The organism is Phragmitibacter flavus (genome assembly GCF_005780165.1).
GTDB classification, from domain to species: domain Bacteria; phylum Verrucomicrobiota; class Verrucomicrobiia; order Verrucomicrobiales; family Verrucomicrobiaceae; genus Phragmitibacter; species Phragmitibacter flavus.
Genome location: NZ_VAUV01000002.1, coordinates 118,022 through 140,624, shown reverse-complemented (window position 1 = coordinate 140,624; position 22,603 = coordinate 118,022). Strand labels below are relative to the sequence as shown.

General features: G+C 55.4%; 24 protein-coding genes. 12 read left to right on the top strand and 12 right to left on the bottom strand.

The window, feature by feature from the left end:
* Positions 1–28 precede the first annotated feature (28 nt).
* The 3 genes from FEM03_RS02575 (at position 29) to FEM03_RS02565 (ending at position 4,013) form a co-directional block, all read left to right on the top strand.
* On the top strand, positions 29–1,273 hold the full coding sequence (locus tag FEM03_RS02575) for a putative DNA modification/repair radical SAM protein (protein WP_138084616.1): 1,245 nt from the start codon (positions 29–31) through the stop codon (positions 1,271–1,273).
* A gap of 14 nt (positions 1,274–1,287) precedes the next feature.
* Positions 1,288–2,109 (top strand): TIGR03915 family putative DNA repair protein, encoded by an 822-nt coding sequence (locus FEM03_RS02570; protein ID WP_138084615.1) that lies wholly within the window; start codon positions 1,288–1,290, stop codon positions 2,107–2,109.
* 134 nt (positions 2,110–2,243) lie between these two features.
* A complete protein-coding gene (locus FEM03_RS02565; RefSeq protein WP_138084614.1) occupies positions 2,244–4,013 on the top strand; it encodes an SLC13 family permease in 1,770 nt (589 codons plus the stop codon).
* A gap of 1 nt (position 4,014) precedes the next feature.
* Here the strand turns inward: FEM03_RS02565 and FEM03_RS02560 are convergent, their stop codons facing one another.
* Genes FEM03_RS02560 through msrP form a run of 3 tightly spaced genes read right to left on the bottom strand, consistent with a single transcriptional unit; the run spans position 4,015 to position 6,143 of the window.
* Entirely contained in the window at positions 4,015–4,497 is a 483-nt protein-coding gene (locus FEM03_RS02560) for a hypothetical protein (protein ID WP_138084613.1), read from the bottom strand.
* A gap of 56 nt (positions 4,498–4,553) precedes the next feature.
* On the bottom strand, positions 4,554–5,162 hold the full coding sequence (locus FEM03_RS02555) for a protein-methionine-sulfoxide reductase heme-binding subunit MsrQ (protein WP_138084612.1): 609 nt from the start codon (positions 5,160–5,162) through the stop codon (positions 4,554–4,556).
* 6 nt (positions 5,163–5,168) lie between these two features.
* Complete coding sequence (msrP, locus tag FEM03_RS02550) at positions 5,169–6,143, bottom strand: protein-methionine-sulfoxide reductase catalytic subunit MsrP (RefSeq protein ID WP_138084611.1); 975 nt, start codon at positions 6,141–6,143, stop codon at positions 5,169–5,171.
* A 146-nt stretch (positions 6,144–6,289) separates the two neighbouring features.
* Here msrP and FEM03_RS02545 point away from each other — a divergent pair, with 146 nt between their 5' ends.
* The gene (locus FEM03_RS02545; RefSeq protein WP_138084610.1) at positions 6,290–6,637 is read left to right on the top strand and encodes a VOC family protein; all 348 of its coding nucleotides are present in this window, start codon (positions 6,290–6,292) and stop codon (positions 6,635–6,637) included.
* A gap of 195 nt (positions 6,638–6,832) precedes the next feature.
* Here FEM03_RS02545 and fabV read toward each other — a convergent pair whose 3' ends face one another.
* Complete coding sequence (gene fabV, locus FEM03_RS02540) at positions 6,833–8,023, bottom strand: enoyl-ACP reductase FabV (protein WP_138084609.1); 1,191 nt, start codon at positions 8,021–8,023, stop codon at positions 6,833–6,835.
* Between fabV and FEM03_RS02535 the strand changes: the two genes are divergently transcribed.
* On the top strand, positions 7,992–8,891 hold the full coding sequence (locus FEM03_RS02535) for a class I SAM-dependent methyltransferase (RefSeq protein ID WP_206170818.1): 900 nt from the start codon (positions 7,992–7,994) through the stop codon (positions 8,889–8,891). The genes fabV and FEM03_RS02535 overlap by 32 nt on opposite strands.
* A 22-nt stretch (positions 8,892–8,913) precedes the next feature.
* On the opposite strand, the gene FEM03_RS02530 is transcribed toward FEM03_RS02535, so the two are convergent.
* The 3 genes from FEM03_RS02530 to FEM03_RS02520 form a co-directional block, all read right to left on the bottom strand.
* Complete coding sequence (locus FEM03_RS02530) at positions 8,914–9,741, bottom strand: SGNH/GDSL hydrolase family protein (protein WP_138084608.1); 828 nt, start codon at positions 9,739–9,741, stop codon at positions 8,914–8,916.
* A gap of 69 nt (positions 9,742–9,810) precedes the next feature.
* Positions 9,811–10,491 carry a hypothetical protein gene (locus FEM03_RS02525; protein ID WP_138084607.1) on the bottom strand — a complete coding sequence of 227 codons (681 nt, stop codon included), beginning with the start codon at positions 10,489–10,491 and terminating at the stop codon, positions 9,811–9,813.
* A 180-nt stretch (positions 10,492–10,671) separates the two neighbouring features.
* Positions 10,672–11,613, bottom strand: coding sequence for an MBL fold metallo-hydrolase (locus FEM03_RS02520; protein ID WP_206170816.1), 942 nt, complete (start codon positions 11,611–11,613; stop codon positions 10,672–10,674).
* Positions 11,614–11,694: 81 nt separating this feature from the next.
* Here FEM03_RS02520 and FEM03_RS02515 point away from each other — a divergent pair, with 81 nt between their 5' ends.
* A complete protein-coding gene (locus FEM03_RS02515; protein WP_138084606.1) occupies positions 11,695–12,594 on the top strand; it encodes a LysR family transcriptional regulator in 900 nt (299 codons plus the stop codon).
* A gap of 3 nt (positions 12,595–12,597) precedes the next feature.
* On the opposite strand, the gene FEM03_RS02510 is transcribed toward FEM03_RS02515, so the two are convergent.
* Positions 12,598–13,515: an SMI1/KNR4 family protein gene (locus FEM03_RS02510; protein ID WP_138084605.1), complete on the bottom strand. Its 918-nt coding sequence runs from the start codon at positions 13,513–13,515 to the stop codon at positions 12,598–12,600.
* A 303-nt stretch (positions 13,516–13,818) separates the two neighbouring features.
* Between FEM03_RS02510 and FEM03_RS24250 the strand changes: the two genes are divergently transcribed.
* Positions 13,819–14,259 (top strand): 2OG-Fe(II) oxygenase, encoded by a 441-nt coding sequence (locus FEM03_RS24250; RefSeq protein WP_206170814.1) that lies wholly within the window; start codon positions 13,819–13,821, stop codon positions 14,257–14,259.
* 21 nt (positions 14,260–14,280) lie between these two features.
* Here FEM03_RS24250 and FEM03_RS02500 read toward each other — a convergent pair whose 3' ends face one another.
* The gene (locus FEM03_RS02500) at positions 14,281–15,363 is read right to left on the bottom strand and encodes a nucleoid-associated protein (protein WP_166442563.1); all 1,083 of its coding nucleotides are present in this window, start codon (positions 15,361–15,363) and stop codon (positions 14,281–14,283) included.
* A 146-nt stretch (positions 15,364–15,509) separates the two neighbouring features.
* On the opposite strand from FEM03_RS02500, the gene FEM03_RS02495 reads away from it, so the two are divergent.
* Together FEM03_RS02495 and FEM03_RS02490 are read left to right on the top strand one after the other, a co-directional pair.
* The gene (locus FEM03_RS02495) at positions 15,510–16,355 is read left to right on the top strand and encodes a TIGR02587 family membrane protein (RefSeq protein ID WP_138084602.1); all 846 of its coding nucleotides are present in this window, start codon (positions 15,510–15,512) and stop codon (positions 16,353–16,355) included.
* A gap of 4 nt (positions 16,356–16,359) precedes the next feature.
* Positions 16,360–16,788: a hypothetical protein gene (locus FEM03_RS02490; RefSeq protein WP_138084601.1), complete on the top strand. Its 429-nt coding sequence runs from the start codon at positions 16,360–16,362 to the stop codon at positions 16,786–16,788.
* Positions 16,789–16,797: 9 nt separating this feature from the next.
* On the opposite strand, the gene FEM03_RS02485 is transcribed toward FEM03_RS02490, so the two are convergent.
* A complete protein-coding gene (locus tag FEM03_RS02485) occupies positions 16,798–17,823 on the bottom strand; it encodes a L,D-transpeptidase family protein (RefSeq protein WP_166442562.1) in 1,026 nt (341 codons plus the stop codon).
* A 104-nt stretch (positions 17,824–17,927) separates the two neighbouring features.
* Entirely contained in the window at positions 17,928–18,128 is a 201-nt protein-coding gene (locus FEM03_RS02480; RefSeq protein ID WP_138084599.1) for a hypothetical protein, read from the bottom strand.
* Between the two features lie 149 nt (positions 18,129–18,277).
* On the opposite strand from FEM03_RS02480, the gene FEM03_RS02475 reads away from it, so the two are divergent.
* From FEM03_RS02475 to FEM03_RS02465, 3 genes are all read left to right on the top strand, one after another.
* On the top strand, positions 18,278–19,360 hold the full coding sequence (locus FEM03_RS02475) for an SAM-dependent methyltransferase (protein ID WP_138084598.1): 1,083 nt from the start codon (positions 18,278–18,280) through the stop codon (positions 19,358–19,360).
* A gap of 10 nt (positions 19,361–19,370) precedes the next feature.
* A complete protein-coding gene (locus FEM03_RS02470) occupies positions 19,371–20,003 on the top strand; it encodes a class I SAM-dependent methyltransferase (RefSeq protein ID WP_138084597.1) in 633 nt (210 codons plus the stop codon).
* 228 nt (positions 20,004–20,231) lie between these two features.
* Positions 20,232–21,548 carry a phospholipase D-like domain-containing protein gene (locus FEM03_RS02465; RefSeq protein ID WP_166442561.1) on the top strand — a complete coding sequence of 439 codons (1,317 nt, stop codon included), beginning with the start codon at positions 20,232–20,234 and terminating at the stop codon, positions 21,546–21,548.
* Positions 21,549–21,564: 16 nt separating this feature from the next.
* Here FEM03_RS02465 and FEM03_RS02460 read toward each other — a convergent pair whose 3' ends face one another.
* Positions 21,565–22,527 (bottom strand): calcium/sodium antiporter, encoded by a 963-nt coding sequence (locus tag FEM03_RS02460; RefSeq protein WP_138084595.1) that lies wholly within the window; start codon positions 22,525–22,527, stop codon positions 21,565–21,567.
* Between the last annotated feature and the right edge of the window lie 76 nt (positions 22,528–22,603).

Sequence of the window (22,603 nt, the reverse complement as noted above, 5' to 3'; positions counted from 1 at the left end):
GTTAAGCTCAATTAATGTTCTATTGAACATGCAAATTCGCGATAAGCTTTCGATTCTGGCCGATGCCGCCAAATATGATGCCTCCTGCGCCAGCAGCGGCACCAACAAACGCGATTCACGCGCGGGTGGTCTTGGCAGCACCACCGGCATGGGCATCTGCCACAGCTACACGCCCGATGGACGCTGCGTTTCGCTGCTGAAAATCTTGATGACCAACTCCTGCATTTACAACTGCCTGTATTGCATCAATCGTTCCTCCAGCAACGTGCGCCGCGCCCGTTTCACCCCCGAAGAAGTGGTCGATCTCACCCTCGATTTCTACCGCCGCAACTACATCGAAGGCCTGTTCCTCAGTTCCGGCATTGTCCGCAGTTCGAACCACACCATGGAACAAGTGGTGCGGGTCGCAAAAACGCTGCGCGTGGATCATCAGTTTCGCGGTTACATCCATCTTAAAACCATCCCCGAAGCAGCCCCCGAATTGATCGAAGAAGCTGGCCGCTGGGCGGATCGATTAAGCATCAACGTGGAACTCCCCACGCCGGCCGATCTCGACCAGCTCGCGCCGGAAAAGAACCTTGATCGCATTCGCGGAGCCATGACCGTCATCGGCAAGCGCATCACCCAGGCCAAGATAGAAAAGCGCGAAAACCGCAAGGCTTCCGCGTTCTCACCCGCCGGTCAAAGCACGCAAATGATCGTTGGCGCCACACCCACCGCGGACCGCGCCATCCTCGATCAAGCCTCTTCCCTCTACCAAAACCACCAACTCAAACGCGTTTATTATTCCGCCTTCAGTCCCATCCCCGATGCATCGAGTCAACTGCCGCTGATCTCACCTCCACTGGTTCGCGAACATCGATTGTATCAAGCCGACTGGCTGCTGCGTTTTTACGGATTCAAGGTCACCGAACTCACCACCCCCGACTCGCCCAACCTGCCACTCGACATCGATCCCAAGCTCGCCTGGGCATTAAATCATCGCGACGAGTTCCCCACCGATATCAATCGTGCTCCACGCGAAACCCTGCTGCGTGTTCCCGGACTCGGCGTCCGCAACGTCGATCGCATCCTGCAAATTCGGCGCTGGCACACCCTTCGTTTGACCGATCTGATGCGCATGCGCATGCCCATGAAAAAGGTCCTGCCGTTCATCATCACCGCCGATCACACGCCTCATCGCATCGAAAAACACACGGCAGTCATGGCCCGCTCCGAGAAGCAAATGGAGTTGTTTGCGCCCGATGTTTTCACCCCGCTTGCCGTTGGCTAACTCCAGCACGAAAAATGCAAACGTTTAGATTTCGACCCACCTTCCCGGACTGGCAAACCGCCGCCCGTCTCGCCCTGCGCGAACAAGTCCCTCCCCTCCTCGCCAACTGGGAAGAACTCGACACCCATCAGCCATCCCTCGCGCTGTTCGATTCCCCCACCTCTACTCCCCCATCGGCAGCCGCTCCCGACCCCACCATTCGCGTCCCGCGCGACTTCCTGCCGCTGGCCAAACGGGTGTCCTGTCATCGCGATCCCAAACGTTGGACCCTTCTTTACCGACTCCTGTGGCGGCACACCCATGGCGAATCCCACCTCATGCAAATCTCTGTCGATGACGACATGCACACCCTCATCCAAATGGACAAGGCCGTGCGCCGTGACTCCCACAAAATGCGCGCCTTCGTGCGCTTCCGGGCAGTTCAAACGGAGCAGGGCCAATGGTATGTCGCCTGGTTCGAACCCGAGCATCTCATCGTCGAACTCAACGCCCCATTCTTCCGCGATCGCTTCGCCAGCATGCGCTGGTCCATTCTCACCCCCGACCGCTGTGTGCATTGGGATGGAACCGAACTGCAATTCACCCCTCCGGCCACCAAAGCGCAAGCTCCCGACGCCGACGCCGTGGAAGATTTATGGCTCACCTACTTCGGCAGCATCTTCAATCCTGCCCGGGTAAAAATTCAGGCGATGCAATCCGAGATGCCCAAGAAATACTGGAAAAATCTCCCCGAAGCCGCCCTTATTCCTTCGCTGATCGAGGATGCTCCCAACCGGGTCAAAGCCATGGTGTCACGCAGTCAGCAAAAATTGGCTCCGGCGCAACGACCCGACTGAAGCACCAGCCACAATTGCCCACACGCAACCTCGCAGGGGCCAGCGTTTCAGCCTCGACAAGCACGCCTTCCTGATGGACGGACCATCCTTCCGAGCCATGCCCTATTTGAAACGCCACCACCTTCTTTTCCCGAATGACATTTGAAATAGGCATTGTCCTCGCATTGCTCGCCATCGCCGTGCTGTGTTTCTCGTTTGAATGGGTGGCGGCTGAGATTGTCGCGCTCGGCCTCATGCTTGCCTTTGTCATCTCCGGTGTGCTCAGTCCCGAACAAGCCTTTGCCGGTTTTGCCAGCGATACCGTGATGATGATCCTCGGGCTGCTGCTCATGACCACCGTCCTGTCGCGAACCGGATTGATGGAGGTGGTCTCAAGGCAACTGCTGCGTGCCACCGGTCAAAGCCCCACCCGCTTCCTTTGGCTGATGATGATCTCGGTGGGCTTCTTGAGCGCGTTTGTCAGCAATACCGCCACCACCGCCTTCTTCATCCCGGTGGTGCTCGCCGTGGCCCGACGCATGAAAACGCCCGGAGCCATGTTTCTGCTGCCTCTGGCATTTGCTTCCATCCTCGCCAGTTCCGTCTCGCTCATTGCCACCTCCACCAATCTGGTCGTCAGCGGATTGATGCAAAATCTCGGCATGCCCGCGATGGACATGTTTGAACTCGCCCCTGTCGGACTGCCCATCTTGTTGCTCGGCATCGTCTACATTGGACTGATCGGCCTCCGACTCCTCCCCAAGCGCCACTACACCTCGGTCGAAGACGAGCTAAAAGAAGGCAAGTATCTCGGCGAACTGGTGCTCACTGAGGGCTCCTCCTTCGCGGGAAAAACGCTGGTCGACAGCCGCCTGGGCGAGGACTACGACCTCAACGTGTTGCGCATCGTGCGCAACAAAGACCAAAACCTTCGTCCCCGTGGCAACGTCACCCTGCGTGATGGCGACGTGCTGCTGGTCGAAGGTCCGCACGATGCCCTGCTGCGCATCAAGGACATGCATGCCGTGCAGCTAAAGGCCGATGCCAAACTGTCCGCCTTGTCCGAAGCCGACCCGGACACCAAAATCGTCGAAGCCCTGCTGCTGCCAAAATCGACCCTCATTGGACGCTCCCTCAAAGACGCGCGTTTCCGTGATCGTTTCGGCGTCATCGCCCTCGGACTTCAACACAAAGGCCGCGCCGTGCGTAAAATGAGTCAGGTCAACCTCGCGGTCGGCGATGTGCTTCTCCTGCAAGGTCCTCCCGGCGAACTGGCCACCCTGCAGGACATGGGTGCCTTCCGGATGATCGGCGAGCCGGAGACCAAATCCATGCCCGCCCTCCGTGCCGGCCTGATGGCCGCCTGTTTCATCATCGCCCTGCTCATTGGCATCTTCAAAATCGCTCCCCTTCCTGTTGCCGTGTTGGGAGGAGCTTTTGCGATGCTCGCCAGCGGACTAGTCTCCCCTGAAGTCATCTATCGCGAAGTTGAATGGAAGGCCGTCATCCTCATCGCCTGCATGTTAAGCGTCGGAGCCGCGATGCAGGCGTCTGGAGCTGATCAACTGATCGGCCAATGGATCAATCACCTGGCATCCGGCCTGAGTCCGCGATGGTTGATCGCCGGTATTTTCCTGCTCACCGTGGCCCTTTCTCAACCCATGTCGAACCAGGCCGCCGCCGCGCTGGTGCTGCCCATTGCCGTTGCCGCCGCCGTGCAGATGGACCTCAATCCAAGGGCATTGGCCATGACCGTCGCCGTCGCTGCGAGCTGCTCCTTCCTGACTCCCCTCGAACCCGCCTGTCTCATGGTGTATGGACCAGGAGGATACCGGTTTCGTGATTTCTTCCTGGTGGGACTGCCCCTCAGCCTGGGAATCCTGGTGATCACCCTGGTGTTGATCCCCGTGTTCTGGCCGCTTTGAATCAACGCTTCGCTTTGAGCGCCACCACGAAGTTTTTGAAGTTGGTCGTGAGCCTTTCCGCCTCCAACTGAAAATCTTCAGACTTCGGATCGACGGGCTTCTTCTTCGTGTCCAGCCACTTGACCATCCTGCCATCTTTGAAATACAGGCGGTTCTCCACTTTCATGTCTTTCTCGGAGACAGGATCAACCGAGTCATAAGTATTAAAAACAAACAACGGCTGACCATTCTCGACATAATACTCGTCGTGACCATTGCCATCCTCACCCGGCACCCTGGCGACAATTTTGCGCAATGTCGCCCCGTCAAAAAATCCCACAATCTCAAACGTCGTCTCATCTTCCCCATACGATGCCTTGACCTTTTGGTAGGATCCCTCGTTTTTGTTGATCTCCGCATACACTTCCCGGTGATGCGCCGTGTCTTTTTGAGCGACCGCCGAGTTACAAAGGACCAGAAAGCAAAACAGGAAGCTGAATCTCATGGTGAGATCATCGCAGCAACTTTCGCCTACGCAAGAAGCATGAACGTGACCCTATTTTACTTCGCCGTTCGCACCAATGGCTTGGGTCGGTTGGCAAGCCGATATCCCAACAACAGCACCACCACCATGCCGAACACCACGGGATACCGGATGTCGGACTTCTCAATCATGTAATAATGCACCACCCCGCCAATGGCGACCACATAGGTCAATCGATGCAGCTGCGCCCAGCGTTTCCCACCCAGCTTTTTGATCATCGCGTTCGTCGAAGTCACCGCCAGCGGAATCATCAACGCAAAAGCCAGCATGCCCACCGCGATGAATGGTCTTTTCAACACATCGCCCACCACGGTCTGCAACTGCCAGTCGCGATCAAATGCCAGATACGTGAGCAAATGCGCCACCCCATAAAAGAACGCATACAGCCCCAGCAATCGCCGTTGTTTGAGCAGCCAGTTCCATCCGAATGCCTTCCTTAAAGGGGTCACCAACAAGGTGATGATCAAAAACACCAACGACAACACCCCGGTTGCACGCGTTACAAATTCCACCGGATTGGCCCCCAAATTGCCTCGCCATGCATCCACCAAAATCAGCATCAACGGCAGCAGTCCGTGAAACACAAAAAGCGCCCGATGGAACTTGAAGTCAGTTGAAAAAGTCATGGCCGTTTAATAATTCACCCGCAAGTCCATGCCCGCATACAAATGCGCCACCTGATCGGCGTAGCCATTAAACATCAAGGTCTCGCGCGTGCCGCCCTCACCAATGCGCCGCTCCCTCGCCTGCGACCAACGCGGATGACTCACCTCTGGATTCACATTGGAATAAAAACCATACTCGTTCGGGTTGGCGAGGTTCCAGGTGATGGGCGGTTCCTTGTCCGTGAGCGTGATTTTCACCACCGACTTAATGCTCTTGAATCCATACTTCCAAGGCACCACCAAACGGATCGGCGCCCCATTCTGATTCGGCAGGGTCTTGCCATACAACCCGGTCGCCATCAACGTCAGCGGATGCATCGCCTCATCAAGCCGCAAACCTTCCACGTAAGGTAGATCAATGCCTGCATAACCTGAGTCAGGCATTTGCTTGATGTCATAATAAGTCTCAAACGCCACATGCGTCGCCTGACTTTTCGGATCGGCCATGCTGAGCAATTTCGAAAGCGGAAAACCCACCCAGGGAATCACCATCGACCAGCCTTCGACACAACGAAAACGATAGGTGCGTTCCACGCTTTCGATCTTGAGCAATTCATCGAGATCAAAGGTGCGCGGTTGATTGACCAGTCCATCGATCTGCAGACTCCACGGATTGGTAATGAAATTTTTCGCCTTGGCCGCCACCGCCGACTTGCTGGTGGAGAACTCATAAAAATTGTTATATCCCGCGATGTCATCAAACGCCGTCAGCTTCTCATTCAGCACCGGCAACTCCGCCGCCTCTCCCGCTGTTTCAGCCACTGTCGCGATTTCCGTTCCAGTGTTGACCACTTCAGGTCGTGGACTGAATGCCCGATAGATCCCTGCTGTGGCCAGTGAAGTGCCTGCCCAGATGGACGACTTCATGAAAAAACGCCGATTGAGAAACGTGGCCTCAGGCGTGATCTCGCTGGATGGAATTTTGGGACTGCTGTCACTCATCGGAGAGAAATTAAAAGGTGGGGCTGAAGGTGAGAGAAGCGACGATCAAAAATATTCCCAGAATATTCCGTTTTCTGCAACCCGGCAGATTCACCGAACCCGAAACTATCCCTGTTCATCGAGCTCCAACTGTGCCAAAGCTCGGCATGCAAGTGGAACGACTCAAGTATGTCATCTGGGCTGCGGACATGGATCGCGCCTTGAATTTTTACGTCACCGTGTTTGGCGGCGAGGTGCTGAAGAAGAACGATTTCATCAGCGAAGTCGCCGTTGCCAACGGCATCATCGGCATCCATGGCGGCGGTGAAGGCTCACGCACCTGGACCGGACTGAGCTTTCAAGTTCCCGACGTCATCGCCGGGGCCGCCGAGATCGTTGCCGCCGGCGGTCAACTGTCCCGCGAACCCGAACCCGAAAACGGAGAACCTCCCCATCTCGCCATGTGCATCGATCCTGACGGCAACGAAATCATGCTCACGCGCAAACGCTCATGATCGGGTGAAGCCAAAGGTCTGCATGGACGCCTCATGCGCATTCAGGGTCGCCAAACATACGCGGTATGAAGCGTCCCTGTAGGACGCCATCCGAACCTCAACCGAAACCCGGCACCTTGTGCCGGGCTGTTATGAAACGTCCCGACGGGACGAAAAATCCATCGTGCGGAATGGCGCAGGATAACGAACCTCACCTCACCCAATCGACGGAATCGAAACCGCCGTGTCGGTGTCCGCACTGTAATCCACGCCATCTAGGCCAAAACCAAACAGACGCAGGAAGCTGGACTGATAACCTGCAAAGTCACCAAACTCCGCCAGGTTCTCGGTATTCACTTCCGTCCAGCGCTTCGCAATAAGCGCCTGCACGGCCGGCTTCATTTCCCAATCATCCACACGAATCCGACCCGACTCATCAGGCAGCGGCGCGCCACTGTAAAGACGATCGCGGAATAGACGGTCCATCTGCTCAATGCAATCTTCATGCGTGCCTTCCGCCTTCATGATTTTGTAAAGCAACGAGATATAAAGCGGCACGACCGGAATCGCCGAACTCGCCTGCGTCACCAGCGCCTTGTTCACCGAAACCCACGCCTTGCCATTGAGCGGAGCGAGCTTCTCATCAAGCGCCTGCTGCACGCGTTCAAGATCTTCCTTGGCTTTGCCAATGGTGCCATTTTTGTAAATCGGCCAGGTCACTTCAGGCCCAATGTAAGAATAGGAAACCGTCTGAACTCCGTCGGCAAGGACGCCTGCTGCCATCAAAGCATCAATCCACAATTCCCAATCTTCACCACCCATCACCGCCACCGTTTGCGCAATGTCATCGCCCTGGGCGGGTTCAATCGAAATCTCGCTCACCACGCCCGTGGTGGTGTTGAGGGTCTTGTTGGTGTAAACACCGCCAATCGGCTTCAAGACCGACTTGAAAACTTCGCCCGTCTTGGGATCGGTCCGACGCGGCGATGCCAGACTGTAAACGACACAATCCACCTGACCGAGATCCGCCTTGATGGCTTCAATGACCTCTGCCTTGATCGGATCTGAATAGGCATCTCCATTGAACGAACGCGCATACAATCCCGCTTCCTTCGCCTCTTTTTCAAACGCCGCCGTGTTATACCAGCCTGCGGTCGCGGTGCGGCCATCTTCGGCAGGACGCTCAAAAAACACGCCAATGGTCGCGGCATTCGAACCGAAAGCGGCCGCGATTCGCGAGGACAGGCCATAACCGGTCGACGAGCCGATCACCAGCACCTTTTTGGGGCCCTCAGCGAGAATCCCCCCGCTTTTGACGACAGCAATCTGGTCGGAAACGTGTTTCGCGCATCCTTCAGGATGGGCGGTGGTGCAGATGAATCCGCGAATCTTGGGTGTAACGATCATAAGGAAGTCGGACGTGATGAGACTAGCAGACAGCACATTCCACAAGACTTCGCTTTGCGCGAGCAAGATTTTTCGCCCAAAATGCCCGGTGAGAACTCCAGAATCACCCGCGCCGGAACAGCGATTCTCCAATCGAGTGGCCAATTATGTGCGCTACCGCCCCAGTTACCCGGCGGAAATGATGCCCCTTTTGCGTCGCGAAACCGGTCTTTCCGAAGCGTCGACAGTCGCCGATATCGGCTCCGGCACCGGCATTTCCAGCAAACTTTTCCTCGAAGCTGGCTGCTCCGTATTCGGAGTGGAGCCCAACATGGAAATGCGCACCGCAGCGGAAAACCTTCTCTCTGGCTATCCCAAATTTCACACCATCAACGGCAAAGCCCAGGAGACCGGACTGCCCGACCAATCCGTTGATCTGATCGTGGCTGCCCAAGCTTTTCACTGGTTTAACCTGCCGGAAACACGCCAGGAATTCAGCCGCATCCTTAAACCAAAACCACAACCCAAGGGCCAAATTGCCCTCATCTGGAACGTGCGAGACTCGGATAGCACACCGTTTCTTCGCGATTACGAAGCCTTGTTGCTACGGTTCGGCACCGACTACGCCAAGGTTCGCCACGAGCAAATTGATACAGTCGAACTGACTCGCTTTTTCAACGGCCCCTACACCACCCACTGCTTCCCCAATTTGCAATGGCTCGACCATCCATCCCTTGAAGGTCGCTTGATGTCCTCCTCCTATGCTCCCGTCGAGGGCGAACCCGGACATGCTGAAATGATCGCGGAGCTACGCCGCCTATTCGACCTCCATCAATCCGCCAACAAGGTGTGCATTGAATATCAAACCCAGCTTAATCTGGGCAGATAGACGGTCTGGTTCATGAAGACACCTACTTCAACTCTGACTCAATCGCCTTTGCCACCCGCTCCCCTAAAAATTCGTATCCCTCAGCCGTAAAATGCACGTCGTTGGGATTCTGTAGTGTCGCGAGAAGTGGGGTGATGGCCGCAGCGAGATCGTTCACAATTACACCCTGCTTTTTCATCACCTCCGCCGCCGCTTCATTGCGCTCAATGATCGAAACTGCGGTTTGTTTTTTGGCGGCATCATCAGGAATTGGGGTGGTGCTCGCCCACATCAGTTTCGCTCCCGTTGACTTCATGCGCTCGATCAACTTCTCCAGCCTTTGCGTGTAGTCAGGCAGCGGCGTGGCACGATCATGAATGCCGAAGTTGAAGTGAATCAGATCCCACTTGCCGTCGCCCAGCCAGATGTCGATCTTCTTCAGTCCATTGGCTGTCGGACCACAATTTTCCGGCGCCCGATGCACATTCGCTTTGCCCGCGAGGGCCTTGCGAACTGCCAGCGTATAGCCTCGCGACACTGAATCACCGATCAACAGCACCCGTGGCAAGGTGGGATCATCCTGCACAAAATCCCAGGCATTGGATTTGCCACTCAGCTTCTCCTTCTGGTGGATGGGAAAATAAAAGCCGCCCAGATTGTCCTGAAGCACCTTCTCCCAAGCTCGCTGGTCCGTTGGCAGCTTGGCCACCAAGTCTGCATATTCTTCGTCAAGCTTCTGTTGCGCCTGCTCCTTCTTTTGGGCCTCCGCCTCCTTGGCATTGGTCGGCTCGCCTTGCGGGACCGTGGTTGGCTGTTGGGAGATGACTGTTGAAGCGATCAGCAGAAAGAGTGCGGCGAAAGATGTTTTCATGGCGTGAGGAGACCATGAATCTTACGTCAACACTTCCGCAGGACTACCCAGAAATTTCATCGTTCAGCCTCAATGGCGCGGTTGCGCGACCATCTGCCGATGAGCCGGTAACTTGCGTTGTGGTTTGGGGACCTTGGCCGCATCATCGTGCAAGCCTTTGATGAACAAATCCATATCCCGCCAGATGGCCCGGTAAAATTCCGCATCAGTCGCGCCTAAAGCGATCAATGCACTGCGATGATTGATCCACAAAACCGTGCCTGCCATCAAACCGCGCATCCGAAACAACCCTTCCCAAAAATAGCCCGGTTGACGCCCATTTGTCGTCGCCTCATGTGCCAGACGTGCCCGATGAAAAGCGATGTGGCCGGTCTCATCCCGAATGATCAACTGGCACATGCCCCGAACCGCCTCATCCTCGCAATGCTTGCGCAGCATCTTGTAATACACATGGCTCACGATCTCCGTGAGCAACAACGCGCTCAACTCAAACTGCACGCCCAGATACTTTCTCAATCCACAAAACAGTTCAAAACTCCAATGGGTATGAATCTCTTCGACATCAAACCTTTTCAAGGCATCTCCGAGCAACCGGGAATGCTCTTTCTCCTCCGCGAACCACAGATCCACCAGGGTCTTCATGCCTAGATCACAGGCCAATATCCCATCCCGATTCCATGCGATCAAATAGGCCGGGCCACCGCCGTCACCCAATTGAAACTGTTGCAGTGACCTCTTGAGCTTGTCCAACGCCCGGCCTCCGATGGTGATGGGAGCCTGCCAGTTTGGCTCGACACGATTCAGACGGTTTCTTTCAAAATGTTTGGTCCATTGTTTGATGTTCATGATGTCCTCCTTGGTTCGACATCATGATGCCGTTCGTTCATGAGGCTTCCGCGAACGCCTGATGAAAAGTCGGTGAATTTTCAATCATCCGCGAATGGCCTTGAGATATCGATCCGCCGACCGTTTCACCACCTCTTTGGCATTGGCCGAAACGATGCTCTGCCAGAAAGGACCATACAGCCGATCAAACTCATACGGAGCCAATACCCTGACAATTCTTTCAATGGCCGGACGATTCAGCGGGATGAAATTGGGATAGCTATACATAAAACTCACCCAATTTCGATCCGCCGCCACCTGTGGCTGATCGCCCGCAAGGAGCGCACCCCCACCGCCCGCGCCATCGCGCCAGTGCAACACTTGAAACCCAACAAAATGCCCGCCCGTGCGAAGCAGGGTCAATCCGTCGCCGATGGACTTGGTCTCGCCGCTCCAAAACTCAATGCACTTGTCCGGCCTAATGACCCATTGCCGGTCCGATTCGTGAAGGTAGACGGGGGCATTGCCAAATGCCTGGCTCCACTCGATCATCGATGTGTAGTAATGAGGATGTGAAATGGCGATGGCGCTGATGCCACCGAGATTCTGAATGGCTGCAACCGTTTGCTCATCCAGATAGCTGATGCAATCCCACAGAACATTGCCTTGAGGCGTCCGCAGCAACAATGCTCGCTGACCGATGCCAAACTTCGGCTCCGTTCCGATCCCAATTAAATTAGGTCCCTGTCCGCGATACACATTACGCCATCCCCCCCGCCGCATTTTCTCCAACGTGGTCCACTGCTGCCCGTCCAAACCGACATACTGGCGTTCATCCAAACAAATCGGGCACTCCTTCGGCGGTCCAAATGTCGCCGGAAACTGCGTTCCGCAGGTCATGCAAAGGTGATGCTGCCTCTGATTGGACCTCGCCGAAATGACTTCTTCAATGATGGTCGGATTCTGGGCTTTGATCAAAGAAAGAGCAGACAGCGCCAACGCACCTTTGGCGAGCAGACGACGACGGGAAAAAGCGGATGGATTCATCTTGAACGCTGATTCACGACGACTCCGCTTGGAAATGTCATTTTGCTTGTGTGACCATACCTTTCAAGTATTCTCGGTCTCATGGAACTTCGCCATCTTCGATACTTTGTGGCGGTGGCGGAGGAACAGAACGTCACCCGGGCCGCCTTAAGGTTGCATGTTACCCAACCACCTCTGACGCGACAGATTCAGGACCTGGAGGCCGAGCTGGGTATCGCTTTGTTTCGGCGCACCGGGAAATCGATCCACCTCACCGACGCCGGAAATCTCTTTCTTCGGGAAGCCAGGGCCGTTCTGAATCGGGCAGAGGCCGCAGTGCGCAATCTTCAGTCTTCGCTTCAACGATCACAAATCGAGTTGAACATTGGATACGCCCCCTCGCCCACCGTTGAGATTCTCCCCAAGGTGCTACGTCGATTCAACAAGAGAAATCAGGAGGTCAAGATGACTCTCCACGACCTTTCTTCACCTGAAATGGTCAGCGGCATGAATGACGGATCATTGGACGCTTCTTTCATGATGAAACCTCCGAAACGCCTGGCGCGCGGCCTGAATTTTGTGCCCCTCAAAACTTATCCCATTGCCGTGGCGACCTCTCCCCTCCATCCTCTGGCAAAGAAACGCCGTATCGAAATCGCCGACATATTGAAGCATCCCCTGGTGGGTTATTCGCGAATTCAATACCCTGACTACCACGAATTTCTGCGGCGAATTGTCGGCACAGGCACCTACCGAAAGCTGCAATTCGCCAAAGAGTGCGACAGTGGCATGACGTTGATTGCCGCCATCGAATCCGGCAAAGGCGTGGCCATCACCTCTTCAAGTCTGGGTGCAACCGCAGGCAAACGACTCGTATTGATTCCCATCCACCCCGCCCCCAGCCCCGCCGTGGTTGGCCTTGCTTATCCCTCCAAAAATTTCAACCCAACTCGCGCCCTGCAAAGGCTCATCGACTCCGCCCTGGCGGTCGCTGAAACTTGAAGACTACGCCTCCTGTTTCGGCCAGCGCAAAAACTCGGAGAAGCTTCCGGCAACTGGTTCGATCTGATCCGCAGGGGGATGCGATCCTCCATTTGAATGCCAAACTGGTGGATCAGGTGCGCCAAGTTGTAGCCAGAGTTCTTCTTCACCATCATCGCCTCGTCCGAAACACAGAAACGGCCCGTCAATCTCAGGATGGATGCGCAGGGCCTCCACATGCGCCGGTTCCAGCTCGGTGAACGAATACATCACTTCTTCATCTTCCAGTCCGTTGGGATGAAGCCACCATTCTTTGGTCATCCAATCGGAACTCGCCATGAACATCACCTTGTAAGAGGCCGGCAATGGAAAGCCGATCGCTTCTTCAATCGATGCAAAATGCGGATGAGTAAGACGATGTTGATGCTGATCGAGACGCAACCGGTCTTCCTCTTCAGTCGAAGCTGTTTGATTTCTAAACGGCATCGCAAACAACCACCCTCCACCCAAAGTTAGCATCCCCCCTAAACCACACACCCCCAACGCAGTCAGTCCCTGCTTTATTGAGTTGGCTTCCCACATCTCTCGAATGCCGATGAACAGACCAACCACCCCAAAAACCGTCATGACCAATGCGAGCAACCAACAACCCAAGGTGATCAAACCACGATAAAAAAACGATTGGCCCGTGCGCCGGTTCTTCCAATCCAGATAAGGCTTGAGATCCATCGCCTGCAAGATTCCCAGTGTTGGCGCGATAAAAATCAGCACCACATAGGCACCAAAGGTCACCCAGTCCTCCCAAGAATCGCGCCTGCCCAACTGCCGGCCAATCCAGACCAACCAACCAATGGCCGCCGCCCAAACCATGAACGTCAACAGGCAGCCTTTCTGCTGTCTTTGACCGATCTGATTGGTTTGCTCGAACGGATCACCGGTCATGAAAGGATGCAAGCAAATCTGCTGCTCACTGTCAATCAGTTCTGGACTTGCACGAGATTTCCACGATTACTCAAACTGTTCCAATGCTCACCCGGCTCAACCGCCCAAGGCAGCCACCTGTTGAGCACCCCATCCTCCCCACATCACCCGTTCATTGTCAACTCCTTGGAACAAAGAGGATGGGCTGTTTGTCCATTTTATCTGGACCTCCAAGAAGGAAAGCTGCTTTCCGAAGAGAGTCAGACGGCGTGGGATGCAGGTGCATTTCGCCGGGCAGGGGTGGGACGCGGCACTGATCTTCAAGTGAGTGAAGAAGTCCGTCGCGATCATGTCATGTGGCTTCAAAACGGCGAAACCACCGCAGCGCAACGAGCCTACCTGATGCTGCTCGAATCCCTCCGACTCGCCATCAACCAACAACTGTTTCTCGGATTGTTCGATTTTGAGGGCCACTTCGCCGTTTATCCCGAGGGCGGATTTTACAAAGCCCATTTGGATCGGCATCGCGAAAGTGGTGACCGCATCGTCTCCGTCATCCTCTACCTCAATGCCGATTGGAAACCCGGTGACGGCGGCGAGCTCAAGTTGTGGACCAAACCCGCTGACAAGGATGGTGCATTTGAACTGGTCGAACCACGGCTCGGCACCCTGGTGTGTTTCATGGCTGGGGATCACTGGCACGAGGTTCTCCCCGCATGCAAAACACGCAGGAGCATCACCGGATGGTTTCGCATCCGATCATGAAGTTAAGCCGATCTCTTTTTCTTAAGAGCCCGGAGTTTCCTGATGGTAATACACCTTCACGAATTTCATCTTCTTCTCATCATCGAATCCCCGCTCAATGGTCGGATTGCTCGGCTCAAGCAGGAAATTTGATTTGAGATGAATCTCGACGCCGTTGTCGAGTTTCATGATGGCACCGATCTTCTTTTTCGCCTTGCTGATATCCTTCTTGGAGATCTCAAAATTTTTCTCCAATGGCTGACCGCTTTCTTCCTCAATCTTGTTGCGGTGTTCGGTGAATTTGGCCACCACTTCCGGACTTTTCAGCACCTGTTGCTCAAACTCACCCAGATCAAAACTTTCCCGCCCTTCAAAAAACTCCAGCGCCTCACGGGCGGCCACACAAGTCTCCCAAGGCGGTGAATTGTCGTCTTCCTTCGGCGTTTCTTGCTCAAGAAACGACACCGCCATGTCGGCATAGGATTTGGTCAGGTAGGACGCATCGGTCACCACCTTGACCCCAAGAAAATCACGCACCCAGAAACGCGACTCACCGCTGGTGCGGTCAAACGTCAGCACATAATATCCCTGATCGGAATGCACATCAATGATCAGGCAGCCCTTGTCAATTTTTTCCGGGTTGATGCCCTGCTCGGTGTGCAATTGAAGGTCGCCATTGCGCGTGGAGATGCTCAAAAACGGCGTCACGCTCTCCGACTTGAGAATGCACAATCCTTTGGTCATTTTGCCGTCAAACTCGATGTCCTTGATGAGCGAGATGCACAGGTCGCCCGCCTTGATGTTGGGATGATTGGACTTTGAATAAAGCCGTTTGGCGATGTCGCAACCCTTTTCCAGCAGTCCGAGTCCGTCTTCCGAAGTGAAGATCGCCTTGGCCAGCGTGTTCATTTCATGCTGCTCCAGCGAAGAATGATGGCTGAACCGGTGGCCCACCAGATTGCGGAACGGCTTGACGAAGATGGTGGTCAGGGTGGCCTGGTCCGCCTCATCCACCTTGAATACATCGCGCGAGGTCAGCAATGGCTCGTCTCGCTGCGGATTGCCGATTTTGGCGAGCACGAGACCGGTGGCGATGGAGGAGCTGAAGCGAATTTTGGCAGGCATGGGGGGCAGAGCGTAGGGAGGGAATCGCGCTTTGCAAAAGCCAAAATGAAATCCTTTATTTTTCCCATGCTCGCATCGCACAATTGCCTTCTGAAATGCGGTTTTGGCACAGCCGTTGTTTGAGCTTGAACCGATCCATTGCACGCATGCCAAAATCATCAACCGGACGGCCTCAAACTCGCGACAGGAGCGATACACACGAGTATCTCGTCGCCTTGGCGAGGGCGTTCGGAGGCGCGGTCATTTTTTCCATCCCGATCTTCATGACCGCTGAGATGTGGGAGCTGGGAGTCACCGCCGCACGCCTTCGGCTGGGACTGCTGATGATCCTGCTGGTGCCGTTGCTGGTCGGCCTGTCGCACTTGTGCGGTTTCGAAAAAACTTTTGGCTGGCTGGATGATGTGATTGACGCCTTTGCCGCCTGCGCTGTCGGCTTCATCACGGCATCTGTGGTGCTGCTGCTGTTCGGTGAACTCCATGCCGGCATGCGCTGGGATGACGTGGTCGGCAAGGTTGCCTTGCAAGCCGTCCCCGGCAGCATTGGAGCGCTGCTGGCGCAAAGCGAGTTTGGACAAGGGAATGCCCAGCGGGTGGATCGAAGCGGACATCGCGGAGAATTTTTGCTGATGCTGATTGGCGCTCTGTTTCTTGCCCTAAGCGTGGCACCGACCGAGGAGATCATCATTATTGCTCAACAGATGTCGACGGTCCATGTGTTGGCGCTGATCACGGTGTCACTGATGATCATGCATGCCTTTGTGTATGCCGTGGAGTTCCGCGGCAGTGAGCCCATTGAAGAAGGCACGACTTCCAGGAGTTTATTCCTGCGCTACACCATCCCCGGTTATGCCCTGGCTTTGCTGACCAGTCTTTTTCTGTTGTGGACCTTTTGTCGAACTGATGGACTGGCGATCCAGCCCTTGGTGACGTCAATGGTGGTCCTTGGCTTTCCCGCCTCCATCGGAGCCGCCGCCGCCCGTCTAATCATCTAATCTCATGACCGCTAAATCATCATCCGATCGTTCCAAGAATAAAGAGGACGCCCCCAAGATCCCCATGATCGAATGGGTGGTGGGCGCACTGGGCCTTGCGCTGGTTTCTGGTGCCATTGGCCTGCTGATTTACGAAGGCCTTTCAGCGGCTCCATCACCTCCAGACATTCACGTGTCTGCACATACCGTGTCAACGCAACGCAACGGACACGTGGCCTTGATCAACGTCTATAATCAAGGTGGCGAACCCGCGTCCAGAGTGGCCATCTCGGGCGATTTGGTCGAACCCAGCCAGCAGGGGGTGGTGGAAAGCGCCAGCACTGAGATTGAGTTTCTACCGGCAAAATCCCAGCGTGAAGCCGGAATGTTTTTCACTCGTGATCCCAAATCTTTTGAGCTGCGCCTGCGCGCTCTCGGCTACGAAAAACCGTAGCTCGCCGCTTCATTTGATGCTGACGGCCACACCCGTTTTGACAATCTTGGCAAGTCTCGCCACATCCCAGTTCGCCAGCCTGACACAACCATGACTGGCGGACCGACCGATGGTATCCGGCTCATTGGTGCCATGGATCCCCAACCCGCTTTTGTCCAGGGCGATCCAAATGACCCCCACCGGATTATTGGGTCCGGGTTTGAGAATGTGGAAATCTTCGCTCCGGATCCCCTCCTTCAACACCCGTTTGTCATAACGGAAATCGGGCATCCGTGCGACACCCTTCACCTTCCATTCGCCTACCGGAGAAAGCGTCTCCAATCCGCCGATGGTCACTGGATAAGCCGCCACCAACTGCCCCTGATCAAACACGCTGAGCATGTTTTTTACCACATCAATTTTCAACGCGATATTTGCCGCCTGCTCCGCCGGGAGTTCAGGAAACGGTTTTTGGAGAGCCACCAAATCAAACGGCTCCACATTCGGCACCTTTAATTGATCGCCCGCTTTAATGCTGTCCGTCTTCCCTGGATTGAGCTCGGCAAGGAAGTCGACATCGCAGTGAAACTTCTCTGCAATGAGTTCCGCCGCCGTGACATAGGGCATGGATTCCTGTTTGGCCTGCTCTTCCACCGTGGACGCCATTTTGCCCAACAACTCGATGTCATCTTCAGTCACCTCATACTCTACAAACACGGGGTCGATCGATTGAAGATCGAGACCATCCACGTTCGCGGAATTCCCCGCAGGAGCGTCCACAGGGAGCACTTCTCCACGCGATTGTCGATAGAGGGCAATGGCCTTCCGGGTAAATCCCCCATCGCGACCGTCGATCTTGCCGGGGCTAAATCCTTGTCGGTCGAGAAAAACTTGAAGGCGCGTGAGAGGTTCGATCTCCGATATCGGACGAGCCGCGTGCCCTTCTCCGCTGACTACCATGGATGCCAGGGCAACCAAAAGAAAATTGAACACCAGTCCGCTGAATCCGATCATGCAATCCGCCAAGGAATAGGTTGATGTGCGATGCGCCGACATAAAAAAGAAAGGGATTCTAAGCGGCGCACCGCCGCACCGAACAACAACAAGACAGCTTCGCGACGGGGTTTCCATCTGGTTGTATGGAATTCTCAGGAAGGATCTCAGCCCCGGGGATTTGCCGGTGTCAGCAACTCCGCCTTCTTGATCAGCCGGCAAAATTCCTTCTTGGTCAGCTCATGTTCTTCGCCTTCTTTGGTCTCTGGATCTTTCATGGCCTTGTAAACCACCCGGTAGTTGTCCCGGTGCAAAATGCGCCAGTAGATGTCGCCCACTTTCCAAAGCTGCCCTTCCAATAACTTCATGCCCCTACATAAACCCATCCCTCCTTTCTTGCGAGCACGATTGCGTCGAATGTCGGGGCCATGCAAGTTTTGCTGGCAAGCGCCCCTTGTCGTGGCATGGTGAGGGTTCGGCCTATCGTTCGCCGAACCAACCCTGATCGCATCGCATTTTGGATTCCAGCCTTCCCACACCAGCCGCAGCTTCCTGGCTGATTCGTATCCCCGAACTTTTCTCGCCTTTCATCCCAGAGATTCTGCAACGTCTCGCCACCACCAGCGTGACCAAACTGGGCAACGAGTATTTTGTGATCAAGCTGCCTGATCCTTCGCTGATCCGCCACTCGCCCGTGGCGCTTTTTATCACTTGGAATGTGCCCATTCATCACAGCTGGCCGTGCAATCCGCAAAAAATGGAAGGGTTTGTCGAAAAAGCAGCCCTCACCCTCGCGGGGAAATTCCAGGCCATGAATCCCCAGTCGTTGCTGATCTCGCCATTGCTGCCAGGACTGCCCAATTCTTATTACAAAAGCCTCGCCTCCAATCTGCGCGGAAGAGCGCTGCAATTGTTCGAACCCCTTCCGCCGCACGAAGCCGAAGAACAGGACAGCACCCGCCCAACCCTGTTCTGTTTTGTCGGCAAGGAAGGTTTGTTTGCCGGCATTCAGAGCCCCAAACAAAGCAACGGATTCTACGCTGGAGGAACCCGCTACATCCGGCAGGAAGCCGAACAATCCATCAGCCGAGCCGGAGCCAAGGTGGCGGAAGCTTTGCATTACCTGCGACTCTACCGACCTGAGCCAGCCGAAGGCAGCCGCTGGCTGGAACTCGGTGCCAGTCCGGGAGGCATGACCTCCGAACTGCTCGCCCGCAAACAACGCGTCACCGCCATCGATCGCGCCCCGCTCGAACCGAGATTGAATGGCTCGCCAGGACTCAGCTTCGTCAAGGCCGACGTCGCCACCTTCAAGACCACTCCCGGCTTTGTTTATGACGCTCTCCTCTGCGATCTGAATGGCGATCCGCATCAATCCATCAAGCACGTCATTCGATTGTCCGACAGCCTCTGCTCCTTTGGTCTGATCATCTTCACCTTAAAAACCCCTGGAGCCGACACCCTCGAAGATCTGATCACGCTGCACGATTCCGTGGTCACCACTGCCTCAAAAGCAGGACTCACCTTGCTCGCCTCCACGCATTTGAATTACAACCGGCAGGAGTTCACGTTGTTCTTTCAAACCCTGCTTGAGGCGTGAGGATTGAGTCATGAACTTCGACCGCATCGCGCCACACTACCGATGGCTCGAAGGTCTTCTGGCATTTGGACAACTGCAGCGGGCGCGAACTTTTTGGATTCGTGAGGTGCAGTCGAGTCACCGCCCAGCCAACATCTTGATCATCGGCGAAGGCAACGGCCGCTTCCTTCAAGTCTTGATCAAACATTGTCCCCACGCGCACATCACCTGCGTGGACTCCAGCCTTCGCATGATCGAACTCGCCCAATCGAGGATCGGCAAAAACGCCTCACGCGTCCAGTGGGTGCATGCCAACGTGCAGCACTGGCAGGCCGATCCCGCGTCGTTTGACCTGATCGTCACGCATTTTTTCTTCGACTGTTTCAAGCCGGATGAGGTAGCCTCCACCGTCGATCATCTGGCACCGATGGTCACCAGGAATGCCGCTTGGTTGATCGCCGACTTCTGCGCGCCCTCGCCAAGCGCCATTGCCTCGCGTTCCCTGCTTGCGCTGTTGTATGCCTTCTTCAAACGAACCGCCGACGTCACCAACCAGTCCATCTCTCCACCAGACCCGTGGTTGGGCCAACATCGATTCCACCTTCGCCAACGTCGCCACTTCGCCTGCGGGCTGCTGCATAGCGACTGGTGGCAGCAGGGTTGAGGTTCGCCCCACGATTGTTCACACAAAACACCCGGTCAAAGTTGCGTGGAGTTGCGAATCCCCACACGAACCTTCCAATTTGCATTGGCCATGTCCAAAAATTTTCACCGCCTTCTGTGCCTTCTCGCGACCATTTGCCTCTGTGGCTGCGGATCCATCGGTCGATTTCATGGGGTCGGAAACGAGCATTTATCATTATCGAAAATCCCCGGCACTCTCAGTGCCAAAATGATATTGAGGTCAACCGCCGTTGCCACCGCACGTGCACCCGTTGCTTCCACCAAAACAGGGGTGGTGATGTGGAACGACCGGATGTATACCTTGATCCGAGGCACCGCCCCGTTGCCCCGGCTGCGGCTTGATCGTGGCGACCCGCTCCCACCAAAAGCCGGTGGCGAAGCATTCGAAGGTCTGCTTGATTCGGAAAACCTGCCGCCGCGCGTCAAGGGATTCGTTCAGGTCTTCGTGGATGGAGAAGAATTTTTTCCGTTTTACCTGAACGCGATTCGCCGGGCCCGAACCAGTATCGATGTGCAAACCTACATCTTCGACAACGATCCCTTCGGCGTGGAAGTCGCCGACTTGCTCAAGCAGAAATCCCGCGAGATCCCCGTGCGCGTTTACTTTGACGGACTCGGCACCGCCCTTGCCATGGCAAAATTACCCGAGAACCAACCGGAGGATTTCAAGCCCCCTTACAATATGCGCCGTTATCTCACCAAAGACTCCAATGTCAAGGTGCGCCGCACCATGAACCCTTACCTGGTGGCAGACCACACCAAACTGCACCTCATTGATGGCCGCACCGCCTTTCTCGGCGGCATGAACATTGGCACGGAATACCGGCACGAATGGCATGACCTGATGGTGGCCGTCGAAGGCCCCGTGGTGGACGAACTCATCGATCTCTACAACTACCGCTGGAACGGCGAGGACTGGCGGCGCAACTGGGGTCTGACCGGATGGTGGGGTGATAAGAAGGATGCCAAGAGCGCTTCAACCCCCATCCCGGCCAACCACCTGCAAGACCTCCGTGTTTTGCGCACCGACACCCCTGCTGGCAAACGCGACATCATGAAGGCCGCACTATTGGCCATCCGCAGTGCCTCCACGCGCATCTGGGTTCAAACCCCTTATTTCTCCAGCGACGAAATCGCCGAAGAACTCGAAGACGCCTCCGAGCGCGGCGTCGATGTGCGCATCATCATTCCCGGCGAAAATGATTCTGATCTCATGACTTTGAGCAATCTTGAAGCCCTCAAAGACCTCATCAAAAGTGGTGCCAGAGTGTATGAATATCCTGGCATGACCCATCTCAAAGCGATGGTTTGCGATGACTGGGCAATGTTTGGCTCCGCCAATAAGGACACCCTGAGCATGCGCATCAATCGCGAACTCAGCCTGGCCACCTCCGATCCACGCACCGTGAAAACTTTGGAACAACGACTGTTCCTGAAGGACTTTCGAATTTCCAAGCCAGTCACCGAAGAATCGCTCACCCATTGGGGCGGCCCCATCATAGACCGTATCGGCGATCAACTTTAACGCTGACCGATGATCTTTACTTGGGCCAGATGAACGCCAGATAGGCACCGTAACCCGCCAGCAACACGACTCCCTCCCAACGTCGCACCATCGAACTCGTCCAGAGAATCGGCATCAATACCAACGAAAAGCCGAACATCACATACAGATCCACCTGACTGATCCCCGGTCCCTGCAACGGACCCGCAGCCATTCCCGAAATGCCAAGGATACAAAGGATGTTGAAAATACTGGAGCCGATCACGTTGCCGATTGCGATGTCAGCCTGCTTGCGCATGGCCGCCACCAATGACGAAGCCAGTTCAGGCAGGCTCGTCCCCGCTGCTACAATCGTCAGCCCAATGATCGCTTCGCTGATCTGAAAAGTTCTCGCGATCTCCACCGCGCCGCTCACGAAAGCTTTCGAACCCGCCACCAGGACACCGAGACCAATCACCAACAACAGGGCAATCTTCCATCCAGGAGTCGTCGCAGTGGCATCCACCGCCTCCATGCCTGAGGCATATTCGCTGTTCACCGCAGCCGTCGTTTGCCGCTTCGCCAACCACACATTGACCGCCACATAAACCACCAACAAACCGAACAAAATCGCCGCCTCAATGCTGTCGATGGAGCGGTCCTGAAAAAACCATAGAAACAATCCGGCGGATGCAATCATGAACGGGGTGTCGAACTTGAGAAGCTGAAACTCCACCCGTAGAGGCACGATGATTGCCGTGATCGCAAGAATCACGGCAATGTTGAAAATGTTGGACCCCACCACATTACCCAACGCAATGTCGCCCTGTCCCTGCAAAGTGGCGGTGAGACTGACCACCAGCTCAGGACTGCTGGTGCCAAACGCCACCACGGTCAGACCAGCTATCAACGGTGTCATGCCGAGTTTCAGCGCCAGCGAGGTTGCTCCCCGGACGAGCCATTCCGCCCCGTAGTAAAGGGCCACCAAACCGGCAACGATGAGGGTAACGCTAAGCAGCATAAGAAGAAAAAGCAGCCCATTCAGGCAGCTCCTCCATCCGATGAAACGCGGTGCAAATCAACGAAAAAACGGCACG